Below are 14376 nucleotides of genomic sequence, written 5' to 3'. Positions count from 1 at the left end.
GGAAGGTGGCCGCATGGACGCGATGGACTGGGCCCTGCTGCGCGAACTGCAGGCCGACGCGCGGCTGTCCTACAGCGAACTCTCCCGGCGGGTGCACCTGTCCCCGCCGGCCGTCGCCGAGCGGGTGCGCCGGCTGGAGGAGACCGGGGTGGTGACCGGCTACCACGCGCACGTCGACCTGGCGAAGGCCGGGCGGAACGTGGTCGCGCAGATCCGGATGTCCTGTTACGGGCCGAACTGCGTGCTGCGCGACGACACGGTCCGGGACTGGCCGGAGGTGCTGGAGATCCACCGCGTCACCGGCGACACCTGCTGCCTCATCAAGGTGGCGGCGCCCTCGGTCGAGGCCTTCGAGGCGGTGATCGACCGCCTCGCCGCGCACGGCACCCCGTCGAGCACGATGATCCTGTCGTCGCCGCTGCCGTGGCAGCCGATCGGGCCCTCCCCGGCCCGCGCGATTTAGGTACCATCGAACAAACGTTTCCCAGGGAGGTCCGGTGACGCAGGTCGAGGAGGCCCCAGCTCCGCAGGACGGGGCGCCGCGGGTCGGGGCACGCATCCGCGAGTTCCGCACCGCGCGCGGGCTGACGCTGCGCAGCCTCGCGTCCCGCTCGGGGCTGTCGATCGGCTTCCTGTCGCAGGTCGAGCGGGGCATCTCGTCGATCGGGCTGACCGCGCTGGGCAGCGTGGCGACCGCGCTGGACCGGTCGGTGGCCGACTTCTTCGACGCCGCGCCGCCGCAGGCCGCCGCCCCTGTCGCGGAGCCGGCCGCGCCGCCGCCGGCAAAGCACTTCACGCTCACGCGCGGTGAAACCGCTGCCACGCAATACGTGTCGGGGCAGCAGACCTACCGGATGCTCTCCGACCGCGGCGCCGGGCTGGTGCTGGAGCCGATGCTGGTGCACATCGCGCCGGGCGGGCAGCGGGAGAACGCGTACGGGCACGCGGGCGAGGAGTTCGCGTATGTGATCTCGGGCGAGCTGCTCTACGAGGTCGACGGCGAGGAGCACCGGCTGCGGCCCGGCGACAGCGTGCACCTGCGATCGGCCGTGCCGCACCGGATGTACAACGACACCGACGAGGTGACGACCGTCGTCTCGGTGGTCACCCCGCGGCTGTTCTAGCCTCGCCTGCCCTCGTCCGCGCCGCAGCGCTTGTTCACGAGCGTGAAATTATTCGTGACCTGCCGGGGGGCGGGCCGTCGGCGTCACCGCGCGAGCAGCTGATCGACCTCGGCCATGGTGGCGCGCCAGATGGCGGATTGCGGGGCGATGACGTCGAAGTGGTCGCCGGGGCGTTCGAGCAGCCGGGCCCCGGACGCCGCGGCGTAGACCCGGTTGGCGTCGACCAGGTCCGGGTCGTCGCCCGCGCCCTGCACGAGCAGCACCGGGGTCTTCAGCGGGATCCGGGCCATCGGGTCGGCGGCCGCGTACACCTCGGGAAGCTCCTCCGGGGTCCCGCCCAGCGCCACCCGGATCGCGCCGCCGCCCAGGCCGCGGCGGAAGCCCTCGGCCAGGTCGATCACCCCGGCCAGGGAGACCGCGAGGGTCAGGCCCGGCACGTCGGCGGCCAGGTTGAGGGCCAGCTGGCCGCCCGCCGAGTGGCCGAAGACCACGACCGGTCCGGTGTGGCGGGCCTGGATCGCGGCGACGCCGGCCGTGACGTCGGCGATCGTGGCGGGCCAGCCGTGGCGGTCCGGGCGGCGGTATTCCAGGTTCCAGGCGTGCCAGCCCCGGTCGGCCAGGTCGATCGCGAGGGCGTCCATGAGGTCCGCGGCCCAGACCGAACGCCAGAATCCGCCGTGGACGAGGACGGCAACGGGCGCGTCCACGCCGGCTGCGCGCAGCTCGGCCCACTGCTCGGGGTGCTCGCCGTAGGCCACGCGCTCGGTGACGGGGTGCCGCAGCCGGTGCACGGCGTGCCGGATCGCCCAGTCGAGGCCCCACACGCCGCGGCCTTGCAGGTGCGGCACGCCGGGCTCGGGGTCGGTGGCGCCGAGGTCGTACCAGACGGTCGTGGCGGAGTTTGTCATGAGCGCGCGGTCGGCCGGGGTGACCACGGACGGGCCGTCGTGGCCGGCGAGGGCCGCGCGGGTGGCCGTCGTGGAGTCGCTGCGGACGACGCGCACGCCCACGCCGAGCGCGGCGGCGCTGGTCTCGGCCTGGCCGGTGAGGAGGGCGGCGTCGGCGGTCAGGCCGGGGCCGAGCACCACGAGGACGTCCACGGGCGTGTCCTATCTCTTCAGGAGGGGGAGCACCGCGCTGCCAAGCAGTTCGATGCCGCCGTCGTCGGTCAGGCCGTGCGGGGTGCCGAACTCGACCCGGCGGACCCCGGCGTCGATCAGCGCCTGCGCCTGGGCGGCCACCTGCTCGGGGGTGCCGGAGAAGGCGAAGCGGTCGAGCACCTCGCCGGGGATCAGCCGGCCCGCGGCCTCGTGCTCGCCGGCGTCGACCAGCTCGCCGACCCGGGCGACCAGGCCGTCCGGGAGCGTCACGGTCGGGTCCAGATCGGCGACGACGGCCAGGTACATGGCCACCTCCGTCCGGGCCTTGGCGCGCGCGGCCTCGCCGTCGGTGTCGACGACCGTGACCGCGCCCAGCACGATACCGATCTCGTCCGGGTCGCGGCCGGCGGCCGTGGCGCCCACGGCCACCCGGTCCCGGATCACGGGGACCATGGCGGGGTTCGCGCTGCCGCCCACCTTGATCTCGTCGGCGATCCGGCCCGCCAGCGCGGCGCCCCGCGGCCCCCACGCGCCGATCAGCAGCGGCACCCGGGGGCGGTGGGGCTCGTAGCGCAGCGCGGTGCCGGCCCCGAGGTGGAAGACCTGTCCGTCGTAGCCGCTGGTGTCCTTGCCCAGCAGCCGCTCGACGACGACGGCCGCCTCGGCGAGCGTGGTCAGCGGGCGCGGCTGCGGGATGCCGACCGCGCCGAGCCAGGTGCCGCGGGCCAGGCCGAGGTAGGCGCGGCCGTGCGAGGCGAGGTCGAGGGCCGCGGTCTGGCCGGCGATCTCGTACGGGGCCAGGGAGTACGGGTTCAGGCACGCCGGCCCGAGCCGCACCCGCGACGTGGCGGCCGCCATCTCCAGCAGCGGGAAGAGCGGCGGCTGGTACATGAGGTCGCCGAAGACGGTGAGCACGTCGAAGCCGGCCGCCTCCGCGGTGCGGGCCAGCCGGGCGTACGTGCCGGCGGGCTTGTCGCTCTGCAGTCCCAGCCCGATCTCGGCGGCCATCAGGTGAGGTCCTCGGAGTTCATCCGGCGGCGACAGGTCCGCTCGACCTTCATGATCAGCCGCTCCTCCGGGTCGGGGCAGGCGAAGTGCGAGTCCTGCGCCAGCCAGTCCCCGGCCGGGATGTCGCGCTGCTTGGCGGCCAGGAACGGCAGCACCGAGGCGAGGGCGTACACGCAGAAGTGCTTGCCGTCGGGGAGCTTCAGGTGCGCGCTGTTCGTGAGGTCGAAGGAGTCGCCGACCGCCATCCCGCACACCGAGCGGCCCTCGATGCGGTCGACGGTGACCCGCAGGTCGTAGATCTCCATGTCGTCCGTCATCGGACCAGCTCCGAGTGGTGGTGCATGATCACCCAGCCGCCGTCGACGCGGCGCAGGACATCGGTGACCCGGCTGTGCTGCTCGGGGCCGCCGGTCTCCTCCTGGGCGACCAGCACATAGCGGGCCACGCCGACCTCGCCCCACACGTCGATGCGCTTGTCCGTGGCGGCGAGCACGGCCAGCTTCGGCCGCTCCCCCGCCGCGTCGCGGGTGTCGCGGAACTCGTCGAGCTCGCCGCGGGTGCGCAGCGGGCCGGGCAGGTGCGTCTCCCAGGTGGTGACCTCGGCGTGCAGGTGCGAGTCGAACCGCTCGCGGTCGCCGGCGAGGAACGCGTCGTACATGTCGTCGATGCCCGCGGCGATCTCCGCCGGGCCGTACTCCACGAAGCTCACTTGCCCTCCTCGTCCCGGACGACCTGGCCGCCCTTCATGACCCAGCGCACGCCCCGGAACGCCGACGTGGCGTCCAGCGGGTCGGCGTCCATGGCGATCAGGTCCGCGTACTTGCCCTGCTCGATCGTGCCGAGGTCGGTCTCGGCCCGCAGCCAGCGGATCGGGGCGAGCGTGCCGATGTGCAGCGCGCGGGCCGGCCCGACCTGCTCGGCGATGTACTCCAGCTCGCGCACGGTGGCGTTGGTGCCCTCGAAGCCCCAGAACGGCGGCATGTCGCTGCCCAGCAGGATGTCCACGCCCGCATCCAGGGCCATGGCGAAGCTCTCCAGGTGCCGCGGCCCGGCACCCAGCGACCGGCACTGCATCCACTCCGGCACGCCGAGTTCGTCGAAGAACTCCTTGCACCGGGTCACGAGCAGCGTGGGGACCAGGGCGGTGCCGCGAGCGGCCATCAGCGCGGCCACCTCGGGGGTGAGCTGGTAGCCGTGTTCGACGCAGTCCAGGCCCAGCTCGACCGCGGCCTTGATGACCGGCGCCGGGCCGGCGTGCGCGGTGACCTTGCGGCCCCAGGCGTGCGCGGTCTCGATCGCGGCGGCCATCTCGTCGGTGAACAGCTGCTGGGTGCTGATGCCCTCGTGCTCGCCCGCGATGCCGCCGGAGATCATGATCTTGATCAGGTCGGCGCCGGCCTTGATCTGGCTGCGCACGCCGTGCCGGAAGCCGACCGGGCCGTCGCACTCGAGGGTGTCGCTGCTCTCGTGGCCGTGTCCGCCGGTGCAGACCAGCGCCTTGCCCGCCGTGAACATGCGCGGGCCCTCGGTACGCCCGGCGGTGATCGCGCGGCGCAGGGCGAAGTCGGCGTGGTCCTTCTCGGCCACGTTGCGCACGGTCGTCACGCCGCACTGCAGGGTGCGCCGGGCGCCGTCGGCCATGTAGTAGGCGAGGTCGTGCGGGCCCAGGTCCTTCACCATGTCGCCGCCCTTGCCGGGCAGCGACAGGGAGAAGTGGGTGTGCATGTTGGCGAGGCCGGGAGTGACGTAGGCGCCGTTGAGGTCGCGTTCGGTCACCGGCCCGGCGGCGCGCGCCTGGGCCGCGATGTCCGCGTAGGGCCCGACCGCCTTGATGCGGTCGCCCTCGACCCAGATGCCCGCGTCGCGCACGGGCTCCAGCCGGGCGTCGACCGCCGTGCAGTTGCCGATCAGCTGATTCACAGTGTCACCCCGTAGGTCTCGTGGGCTGCCTGGGCGGAGACGAAGCCCTCGGCAACGTCGTGGCGGACCGCCGCCGGGTCCCGCTCGGCCGGATTCCCGTGGCCGCCGCCGCCCGCGGTCAGCAGCGTGACCCGGTCACCGGCGCGGACCGCGGTCCGTCTGGTGCTGACCCGGTGCTCCCGGTCGGTGCCGGGGAAGACGACCACCTGCGTGGGCTCGGACGGCGAGCCGCCGGCCAGCGCCCAGGGCGGGCTCTTGGTCTTCTTGACGACCGACAGGAACTCCCCGTCGGTCACGAACCTGATGTCGCGGCGCAGCCCGCAGCCGCCCCGGAAGCGACCCGCGCCCCCGGAGTCGGTACGGATCTCGACCCGCTCGAAGAACATGCCGGTCCTGGCCTCGAGGACCTCGACCGGGGTGTTGCGGGCCTGCGTCTGGCACAGGTGGTTGGCCGGGCCGATGCCGTCGTGGTCCGGGGCGCCGCCCCAGCCGACCGGATCGTTGTTGCTGACCGCGAACATGGCACCGGTGTCCGGGTGCACGCCGACCATCATGAAGCCGGGCACGTCGCCGCCGCTGGAGGCCGGCAACCGGTCCGGCATCCCCTGGGCGAGGGCCCTGTAGATCAGTTCGAGGGCCACCGTGCCGGTCCACTGGGTGAACGTGGCGCTCGGGTATTCGGCGTGGAACAGCGAGCCGGGCTCGGTGACCACCCGCAGCGGGGCGAAGTGGCCGGCGTTGGTCTGCTCGGTGGGCGTGCTGATCGCCTTGAAGGCGACCCGGGCGGTGGCGATGGTCGCGCCCAGCGGCAGGTTGACCGGGCCCGGGACGGCCGGCGACGAGCCCGTGAAGTCCACCGTGAACGTCCCGTCCGCGACGGTGACGGTGACCTTCATGCGGATCGGATCGTCGGTGATGCCGTCGTCGTCGAGCCAGTCCTCGGCGGTCCAGCTGCCCTGCGGCAGGGCGGCCACGGCCTCGGCGGCGGACTCGGCCGCGGCGGCCACGGACTTCTCGATCACCTCGGCGACGACGGCCGGGGTGTACTGCCGGTAGACCTCGGTGACCCGCCGCTCGCCCGTGCGCAGGGCCGCGATCTGGGCGTTGAGGTCGCCCAGGACCGCCTCGGGCATGCGGGAGTTGAAGCGGATCAGCTCGTAGAGGTCGCGTACCGGGGAACCGCCTTTGATGATCTTGGTGCCCGGGAAGATCAGGCCCTCCTGGTGCATGTCGGTGGAGTCCAGGACATAGCCGGGATCCTTGGCGCCGAGGTCCATCCAGTGCGCCCGGATGCACAGGTAGGCGACGAGCGAGCCGTCGAGGAACACCGGGGCGAAGAGCGTCGCGTCGTACGAGTGCGCCGCGTTCCAGTACGGATAGTTGAGCAGCACCACGTCGCCGGGGTCCAGGTCGCCCACGTACTCGACGCCCTTGCGGATCGAGTAGTCGTTGGCGCCCAGGAAGCGCGACAGGCCGGTGGACTCGGCGACCAGCGTCAGGTCCCGGTCGTAGATCGAGATGCCGAAGTCGTACACCTCGTAGATGACCGGGTTGAACGCGGTGCGCACCAGCGTCGCCCGCATCTCCTCGGCGGCGGAGGCCAGGTAGCTGCGGACCACCTCGACGGTGGCGCCGTCAGCCATCGAGGTCCACCCCGTAGACGTCGCGGGCGGCCCGCGCGGAGACGTAGCCCTCGGCCACGTCCCGGCGCACGGCCTCGGGATCGCGGGCGGCCGGGTCGCCGTGGCCACCGCCGCCGGCCGTCAGCAGGGTCACCCGGTCGCCGGGGCGGACGTTCGTGCGCTTGGTGCTGACGCGGTGCTCCTGGTCCGTACCCGGGAAGACGACGATCTGGTTCGGATCCGGCTGCCGGCCGCCGGCCAGGGCCCACGGCGCGCTCTTGGTCTTCTTGATGACAGTGAGGAACTCGCCCGGGGTGACGAACCGGATGTCGCGGCGCAGGCCGCAGCCGCCGCGGAAGGTGCCGGCCCCGCCGGAGTCCGTACGGATCTCGACCCGCTCCATGAACATCCCCGTGCGCGCCTCCAGCACCTCGATCGGGGTGCCGCGCCCGGTGGCGCCGGAGACGTGCGTGGCCGCGTCCATCCCGTCGTGCGTGGCGGTGCCGCCCCAGCCGACCAGGTCGTTGTTGCTGACCGCGAACATCGCCCCGGTGTCGGGGTGCACGCCGACCATCATGAAGCCGGGCACGTCGCCGCCGCTGGAGGCGGGCAGCCGGTCCGGCATGCCCTGCGCGAGGGCCTTGAGGATCAGCTCGAACGCGACGATGCCGGTCCACAGGGTGAAAGTGGGCTGCGGGTAGACCGCGTGGAAGAGGGTGCCCGGCTCGGCGCGTACCTCCAGGGGCGCGACCGTGCCGGCGTTGGTGGGCTCGTCCGGCGAGGTCAGCGACTTGAGGATCACCTTGCAGATGGCCTCGGTGGCGCCGAACGGCATGTTGATCGGCCCGCGCGTGGCCGCCGCCGAACCGGCGAAGTCCACGATGAACTTCTCGTCGGCGATGGTGACGGTGACCTTCATGGGCACGGGCTCGTCGGAGAGGCCGTCGTCGTCGAGGATGTCCTCGGCCGTCCACGTGCCCTGCGGCAGGGCGGCCAGCGCGGCCCGGGTACGGGCCTCCCCGTCGGCGATGATGTGCTCGACGGCGGCCGCCACGGTCTCCCGGCCGAACTTGGCGTGGATCTCCAGCAGCCGCCGCTCCCCGGTGCGCAGCGCCGCGATCTGGGCGTGCAGGTCGCCGAGGACCGCGTCGGGCATCCGGGAGTTGAAGCGGATCAGCTCGTGGACGTCGCGCACCGGCTCGCCGCGCGAGACCACCTTGGTGCCCGGGAAGATCATGCCCTCCTGGTGCATGTCGGTCGAGTCGAGCACGTAGCCGGGGTCCTTGGCGCCCAGGTCCATCCAGTGCGCCCGGATGCACAGGTAGCCGATCAGGTCGGCGCCGTCGAACACCGGCGCGAACAGGGTGGCGTCGTAGGCGTGGGCCGCGTTCCAGTACGGGTAGTTGAGCAGCACCACGTCGCCGGCGTGCAGGTTCTCGACGCCGACGTACTCGACGCCCTTGCGCAGCGAATAGTCGTTGGCGCCCAGGAACGAGGTCAGGCCGGTGGCCTCGGCGACGGGGCGCATGGCCGCGTCGTAGAGCGACAGCCCGAAGTCGTGCACCTCGTAGATGACCGGGTTGAACGACGTACGGATCAGCGTGGCCCGCATCTCCTCGGCCGCCGACAGCAAATAGCTGCGCACGACCTCGACGCGAGCACCGTCAAGCGTGGTCACTGTGCCCCCTCGAGGAGTGTGACGAGCAGGTAGCCGTGGGGGTCGACCGTGACGCGCTGGCCGCTGGGCACGACAGTGGTCGAGGTGCCCTCGTCCACCAGCGCGGGACCGTCGAACGTGTCGCCCGCCCGGAGCTCCGCCCGGTCGTAGACGGCGAACGAGGCGACCGCGCGGGTGCCGAAGTCGAAGGCGTCCCGGCGGGTCAGCAGGGGCGGCTCGCCCGTTCCCGCCTCGATCCTCGGGAGGTCGGGGCGGGAGGTGCGGCCGATGCCTCGTACCCGGAGATTGAGGATCTGCAAGGGGTTGCCCATCGTGTGGCCGTAGCGCGCGTGGTGCAACTCCTCGAACGCGGTGCGCACGGCAGCCGCGTCGAGGGTCGCGCCGACGGTGACCATGAGGCTGTGCTCCTGGCCGAGGTAGCGCAGCTCAAACTGCCTTTCCAGCACGCCCTCGCCGTCCGGAACGCCCTGCTCGGCCAGCGAGGCGAGCGCCTCCTTCTCCGTCGCCGCGAACACCGGCTCCAAGGACGAGAGGTCGGCGTCGTCGAGGGTGCGCATGACCGTGCGGCTGAAGTCGTTGACGATGTCGGCCGACAGCATGCCCCAAGCCGAGAAGCCCGACGGCGCGAACGGCACGATCACCTCGCGGATGCCCATCTCACGGGCCAGCAGCGGCGCGAGCAGCGGGCCCGCCCCGCCGAACGCCAGCAGCGAGAACACCCGCGGGTCGTGGCCGCGTTCGACGGTGATCTGCCGGACCGCGCCGACCGTCTTGGCGAGCAGCACGTCGTAGATGCCGGCGGCCGCGTCGGCCACCGACAGCCCGAGCGGCTCGGCCAGCTGCTCGCGGATCGCCTCGCGGGCCGCCTCGTCGGCGAGCCCCATCGTGCCGGCCAGGAAGCGCTGCGGGTCCATGAAACCGAGCACCACGGCGGCGTCGGTGACCGTGGGCTGCGTGCCGCCGCGGCCGTAGCAGACCGGGCCCGGGGCGGCGCCCGCGCTCTGCGGACCCACCTTCAGCAACCCGCGGTCGAGCCAGGCGATCGATCCGCCGCCGGCGCCGATGGTGCGGATGTCGTACGTGGGGATCAGCAGCGGGAAGTGTTCGAGCTGGGCCTCGTACGCGGCGACCGCGCCCCCGTGCTCGATGACGCACGCGTCCAGCGAGGTCCCGCCGATGTCGAAGGTCAGCAGCTCCTCGCGGCCCAGCTCGCTCGCCAGGTACGCCGCGCCGACGATGCCGCCGGCCGGGCCGGACAGCACGGTGTGGGTGGGCGACGTCTTCGCCACGGCACCGGTCATCGAGCCGCCGCCGGAGCGCATGATGAGGAACCGGCCCGCGAAGCCGCCCGCGTGCAGGCCGGCCTCCAGCTCGTCGACGTAGCGCTCGAAGATCGGCCGGATGTAGGCCTCGAGCACGGTGGTGCTGGTGCGCTCGTACTCGCGGTACTCGCGCACGATGTCGGTGGACAGCGACAGGCTCACGTCGGGGTAGGCCTCGCGGACGATCCGGGCCGCAGCCTGCTCGTGCGTCGGGTCGAGGAACGAGTGCAGGAAGCAGATCGCGATCGACGTGACGCCCTGGTTCTCGACGAGCTCCTTCGCCGCGGCGCGGACGCTTTCCCCGTCGAGCGGTTCGACCTCGTTGCCCTTGTAATCCAGGCGGCCCGTGACTCCGGCGGTGAACCGGCGCTGCACCAGGCTTTCCGGGCGCTGGTAGCGGAAGTCGTACATGTGGTCGGCCGGCACGTTACCGCGACCGAGCAGGAAGATGTCCCGGAAGCCCTCGTTGGTGATGATGCCGGTGTTGCCGCCGCGGCGCTCCAGCACCGCGTTGAGCCCGAGGGTGGTCCCGTGGATGAAGAGCTCCACCTCGGACAGGTCGGTGCCGAGCGCGGCGATCGCGTTGAGCACGCCCTCGGCGGGGTGCTGCGGCGTGGTGGACGCCTTGCGGAAGCGCACCTTGCCGGTGCGGGTGTCGAGCTCCATCGCGTCGACGAACGTGCCGCCGATGTCCACGGCGAGCCGCAGGGGTCGCTCCGGCAGTTTCATGGGCATGCCTTCCTGGCCCTCGCCTGCGAGGCCGTTCGACGGTGCGGCTGGCTGCCGCTCGGTGCAGTCACTCATGCCACACCGGGGACCTTTCCGATCAGGGCGGGCAGCTCGGGCACGCGGTGGCACGCGGCGCTGCTCCCGCCGTACGGCTGCAGGGTCTGTTCCTCGGCCCGGCACGTGTCGGTGACGAACGGGCAGCGGGCGGCGAGCGGGCAGCCCGTCGCCGCGTCGGCCTCCTCCAGGTCCTTGACCAGGGTGACCGCCGCCTCCCGGGTCTCGCCCAGGCGCGGCGCGCTGCCCAGCAGGGCCCGCGTGTAGGGGTGCTTCGGGTGGTCGAACACCTCGTCGACGGGACCCTCCTCGACCACCCGGCCGAGGTAGAGCACGACGACCCGGTCGGCGAAGCCGCGCACGGTGGCCAGGTCGTGGGAGATGAACACCGAGCCGCGGTCCCGGTCGGCCGCCACGTCGGCGATCACCTCGAGGATCTGCGCCTGGACGGTGACGTCGAGCGCGGAGGTCGGCTCGTCGAAGACGATGAGGTCCGGGTCGCCGACCAGGGCCCGGGCGATGCCGATGCGCTGGGCCTGGCCGCCGGAGAGCTCGTGCGGGTGGCGGGCCAGGATCGAGCGGTCCAGCTCCATGCGGTCCAGGGCGGCGGCGACCCGCTCCGCGCGGTCGGGGACCTTCGCGGCGCGCAGCGGCTCGGCGATGGAGTCGGCCACCGTGCGCCGCGGGCTCAGCGAGCCGATCGGGTCCTGGAAGACCATCTGAGCCCGGGTACGCTCGGCGCGGCTGAGCCTGCCGACGTCCTTGCCGCCGACCGCGACGCTGCCCCGGCTGGGCGGGACCAGGCCCATGATCAGCTTGGCGAGGGTGCTCTTGCCGCAGCCGCTCTCCCCCACCACGCCCAGGGTCTCGCCGGCGCGCAGTTCCAGTGAGACTCCGCGCAGGGCGTGATGGCCGCCCGAGCCGAAGCGGCTCTTGTAGACGACGTGCGCGTCCTCGATCGTGAGGACGACGTCTCCCGCTGAACGCTTCTGCGACTCGTCGGATTTGTCGGATTTGTTCAGTGGGCCGCTCTGCGGATGGAAGCAGGCCAGCGTCCCGTCCAGGAGCGGCCGCTCGGTCCGGCACTTCTCCGTGGCATGCGCGCAGCGCGGCGCGAACGGGCAGTCGTGCGGCGCCTCCGTCAGCAGCGGCATGCCGCCGGGGGTCGCCGTGACCCGCCCGCCGCCCACGTCCGGCACGGACTGCAACAACGCCCGCGTGTACGGGTGGCTGGGCTCGCGCAGCACCGTCGCGGCGGGACCGGTCTCGACCACCGTCCCGGCGTAGAGCACTACGACCCGGTCGCAGATCTCGGCGATCGAGGCGAGGTCGTGCGAGATGAGCAGGACGCCGCGCCCGTCGGTGTCGGCCGCGTGCCGGAACTGGCGCAGGATCTCGCGGGTCAGCGTGACGTCGAGGCCGGTGGTGGGCTCGTCGGCGATGAGCAGCCCCGGCGCGCAGCCGGTCGCGAGGGAGATCATGACGCGCTGGGCCATGCCGCCGGAGAGCTCGTGCGGGTACGCCTCCAGCCGCCGCCCCGGATTGCGGATGCCGACCGAGGCGAACAGCTCCTCGGCGCTCTCCGCCGCCCGGTCGCCGCGCATGCCCTGGTGGGTGACGAGCCGGTCGATGAGCTGGCGGCCGACCGTGCGGGTGGGGCTGAGGGCGCCGCGCGGGTTCTGGAAGCAGATCGCCGCGCCGCTGCCCCGGTGCCGGGCGAGCGCGGCCGCGTCCATGCGCAGCACGTCGGCGCCGTCGAAGCCGACCCGGCCGGTGGCCTCGGAGCCGGCGGGCAGCATGCCGACGATCGCGCGGGCGACCATGCTCTTGCCGCCGCCGCTCTCGCCGACCAGCCCGACGACCTCGCCGGGGTGGACCTGGAAGCTGACGTTGCTGAGGGCCGCCACCTGGCGCCCGGGCCGGCGGATGAGCACCGAGAGGTTGTCGATGTCGAGCATGGTCACCGCCGCTTCGCGTCCGCGCGTTCCTGCAGGCCCTCGCCCAGCAGGCTGAAGCCCAGGACGCAGACGAGCAGGGCGAGACCGGGTGGCACCGACGTCCACCAGCGGCCCGCGACGACGTCGGACGTGCCCAGGCTGATCATGGATCCCCACTCGGCGGTGGGCACCGTGATGCCCAGGCCGAGGAAGGAGAGCCCGGCGAGGGTGAGCATCGCCCAGCCGCAGTTGAGCGGGGCGAGCACCCGGACCGGGGTGAGGCTGTTGGGCAGCAGGTGCCGCCACAGGATCCCGAACGTCGAGGCGCCGGCGGTGCGCGCGGCCTCCACGTACGGCAGCTCGCGCAGCGTACGCACCTCCGCGCGCACCAAGCGGGCGTAGGCCGGCGCGTTGACCAGCGCGATCGTCAGCGCCAGGTTGAGGAACCCGTCGCCGAGCAGCGCGGCGACCGCCAGCGCGAGGATGAACGTGGGGAACGCCTGGAAGATGTCGACGATGCGCATGAGCACGTCGTCGATCCAGCCGCCCAGGTAGCCCGCGAGCAGGCCGAGCAGCGTCCCGGCCACCACGGCCAGCGCCACGGCGACGACGGCGATGCCGAGGTCGATGCGGGCGGCGTGCAGCACCCGGCTCCACACGTCCATGCCGTTGGTGTCGGTGCCGAGCAGGTGACCGGCGCCGGGCGCGGCGAGCGTGCCGGCGGGGTCGATCTCGGTGGCGCCCCACGAGCTGAGCAGCGGGGCGAACACGGCGGCGAGCACGGCGACCGCGAGGATGGCCGAGCCCGTCCAGATCAGCGACCTGGCGAACCGGCCGCCGCGGACGCCGGCGACAAGAACGGGGGCGGCCATCAGATCCTCACTCTCGGGTCGAGCATCGCGTGCACCACGTCGGCGATGAGGAAGACGAGCACGTAGCAGAGCGCGATGATCAGGACGGACGCCTGCACGACCGGGTAGTCGCGGTAGAGCAGGCCGCGCAGCGCCCACTGGCCGAAGCCCTGCCAGCTGAAGACGTACTCGACGAGGACCGTGGAGCCGATCGCCGTGCCGAAGACCAGCGCCGCCAGCGACGGCAGCCGGACCAGCGCGGCCCGGGTGAGATAGCCGCGCAGCAGAGTCCGCTCGGGCAGGCCGTGCGCGGCCGCCGCCTGGTACGCCTCGGAGTGCAGCACCTCCAGCGCGGACGCCCGCACGCTGCGCACCAGCGGAGCGAGGATGCCGATCACCAGCGTCAGCACCGGCAGCACCAGGTGGGCCGCCGCGGACGCCAGCGCCGGCCCGTTGCCGGTCAGCGCGGCATCGAGCAGGTCCGCGCCGGTCAGCGGGGTGAGGCCGGTGTCGGGGTCGACGCGGCCGCTGGGCGCGGGGAACCAGCCCAGGGCCGCGTACCCGACGAGCACCAGCACCAGGCCCAGCCAGAACTCCGGGATCGAGTTGCCGATCAGCGAGAACACCCGCACGGTGTGGTCGCCGAGGCGGTCGGCCCGGCGCGCCGAGCGGATGCCGAGCCAGATGGCCAGCAGCACGGCGATCACCACCGCGATGATCACCAGCTCGAACGTCGGCCCCAGCCGCACGGCCAGCTCGTCGCCGACCGGCGTGCCGCTCTGGATCGAGGTGCCGAAGTCGCCGGTCAGCAGCCCGCGCAGATAGTCGAGGAACTGCTGCCACAGCGACTGGTCGAGCCCGTAGCGGGCGCGCGCCGCGGCGGCGTCGGCCTCGGTCGCGTTGGGGCCGAGGATGCTGCGGATGGGGTCGCCCGGCAGCACCCGGACCAGCAGGAAGGTCAGCACGACCACCCCGAGCAGGACCGGGATCAGCTGCAGCAGCCGCCGGGCGACGAACCGGAGAATACGCAC

At 72.9% G+C, this 14376-nt stretch carries 13 protein-coding genes; 2 read left to right on the top strand and 11 right to left on the bottom strand.

All coding sequences use genetic code 11. The features are described 5' to 3' along the window. Positions 1–13: 13 nt before the first annotated feature. Entirely contained in the window at positions 14–463 is a 450-nt protein-coding gene (locus RBH18_RS08550; RefSeq protein ID WP_306205483.1) for an Lrp/AsnC family transcriptional regulator, read from the top strand. Positions 464–497: 34 nt separating this feature from the next. Further along, the gene (locus tag RBH18_RS08545; protein WP_306205481.1) at positions 498–1124 is read left to right on the top strand and encodes a helix-turn-helix domain-containing protein; all 627 of its coding nucleotides are present in this window, start codon (positions 498–500) and stop codon (positions 1122–1124) included. 83 nt (positions 1125–1207) lie between these two features. On the opposite strand, the gene RBH18_RS08540 is transcribed toward RBH18_RS08545, so the two are convergent. From RBH18_RS08540 to RBH18_RS08490, 11 genes are all read right to left on the bottom strand, one after another. Further along, positions 1208–2224, bottom strand: a complete 1017-nt coding sequence (locus RBH18_RS08540) for an alpha/beta hydrolase family protein (protein ID WP_306205480.1) — start codon at positions 2222–2224, stop codon at positions 1208–1210. Positions 2225–2233: 9 nt separating this feature from the next. Continuing rightward, entirely contained in the window at positions 2234–3232 is a 999-nt protein-coding gene (locus tag RBH18_RS08535; protein WP_306205478.1) for an LLM class flavin-dependent oxidoreductase, read from the bottom strand. Then, positions 3232–3549: a TIGR04076 family protein gene (locus RBH18_RS08530; RefSeq protein ID WP_306205476.1), complete on the bottom strand. Its 318-nt coding sequence runs from the start codon at positions 3547–3549 to the stop codon at positions 3232–3234. The genes RBH18_RS08535 and RBH18_RS08530 overlap by 1 nt, the downstream gene beginning before the upstream one ends. Then, entirely contained in the window at positions 3546–3941 is a 396-nt protein-coding gene (locus RBH18_RS08525) for a nuclear transport factor 2 family protein (protein WP_306205474.1), read from the bottom strand. The genes RBH18_RS08530 and RBH18_RS08525 overlap by 4 nt, the downstream gene beginning before the upstream one ends. After that, positions 3938–5152, bottom strand: coding sequence for a metal-dependent hydrolase family protein (locus tag RBH18_RS08520; protein WP_306205472.1), 1215 nt, complete (start codon positions 5150–5152; stop codon positions 3938–3940). The genes RBH18_RS08525 and RBH18_RS08520 overlap by 4 nt, the downstream gene beginning before the upstream one ends. Then, a complete protein-coding gene (locus RBH18_RS08515; RefSeq protein ID WP_306205470.1) occupies positions 5149–6795 on the bottom strand; it encodes a hydantoinase B/oxoprolinase family protein in 1647 nt (548 codons plus the stop codon). Before RBH18_RS08515 ends, RBH18_RS08520 begins: the two co-directional genes overlap by 4 nt. After that, positions 6788–8452, bottom strand: coding sequence for a hydantoinase B/oxoprolinase family protein (locus tag RBH18_RS08510; RefSeq protein WP_306205468.1), 1665 nt, complete (start codon positions 8450–8452; stop codon positions 6788–6790). Before RBH18_RS08510 ends, RBH18_RS08515 begins: the two co-directional genes overlap by 8 nt. After that, positions 8449–10503 carry a hydantoinase/oxoprolinase family protein gene (locus tag RBH18_RS08505; RefSeq protein WP_306205466.1) on the bottom strand — a complete coding sequence of 685 codons (2055 nt, stop codon included), beginning with the start codon at positions 10501–10503 and terminating at the stop codon, positions 8449–8451. The genes RBH18_RS08510 and RBH18_RS08505 overlap by 4 nt, the downstream gene beginning before the upstream one ends. Before the next feature lie 71 nt (positions 10504–10574). Beyond that, positions 10575–12515 carry an ABC transporter ATP-binding protein gene (locus RBH18_RS08500; RefSeq protein ID WP_306205516.1) on the bottom strand — a complete coding sequence of 647 codons (1941 nt, stop codon included), beginning with the start codon at positions 12513–12515 and terminating at the stop codon, positions 10575–10577. Between the two features lie 2 nt (positions 12516–12517). Next, the gene (locus RBH18_RS08495) at positions 12518–13366 is read right to left on the bottom strand and encodes an ABC transporter permease (protein WP_306205464.1); all 849 of its coding nucleotides are present in this window, start codon (positions 13364–13366) and stop codon (positions 12518–12520) included. Further along, positions 13366–14376: an ABC transporter permease gene (locus RBH18_RS08490; protein ID WP_306205463.1), complete on the bottom strand. Its 1011-nt coding sequence runs from the start codon at positions 14374–14376 to the stop codon at positions 13366–13368. The genes RBH18_RS08495 and RBH18_RS08490 overlap by 1 nt, the downstream gene beginning before the upstream one ends.

Source organism: Actinoplanes oryzae (assembly GCF_030757795.1).
Lineage (GTDB): Bacteria > Actinomycetota > Actinomycetes > Mycobacteriales > Micromonosporaceae > Actinoplanes.
The sequence above is the reverse complement of the archived record's forward strand: the minus strand, read 5'-3'. Positions and strand labels throughout refer to the sequence as shown.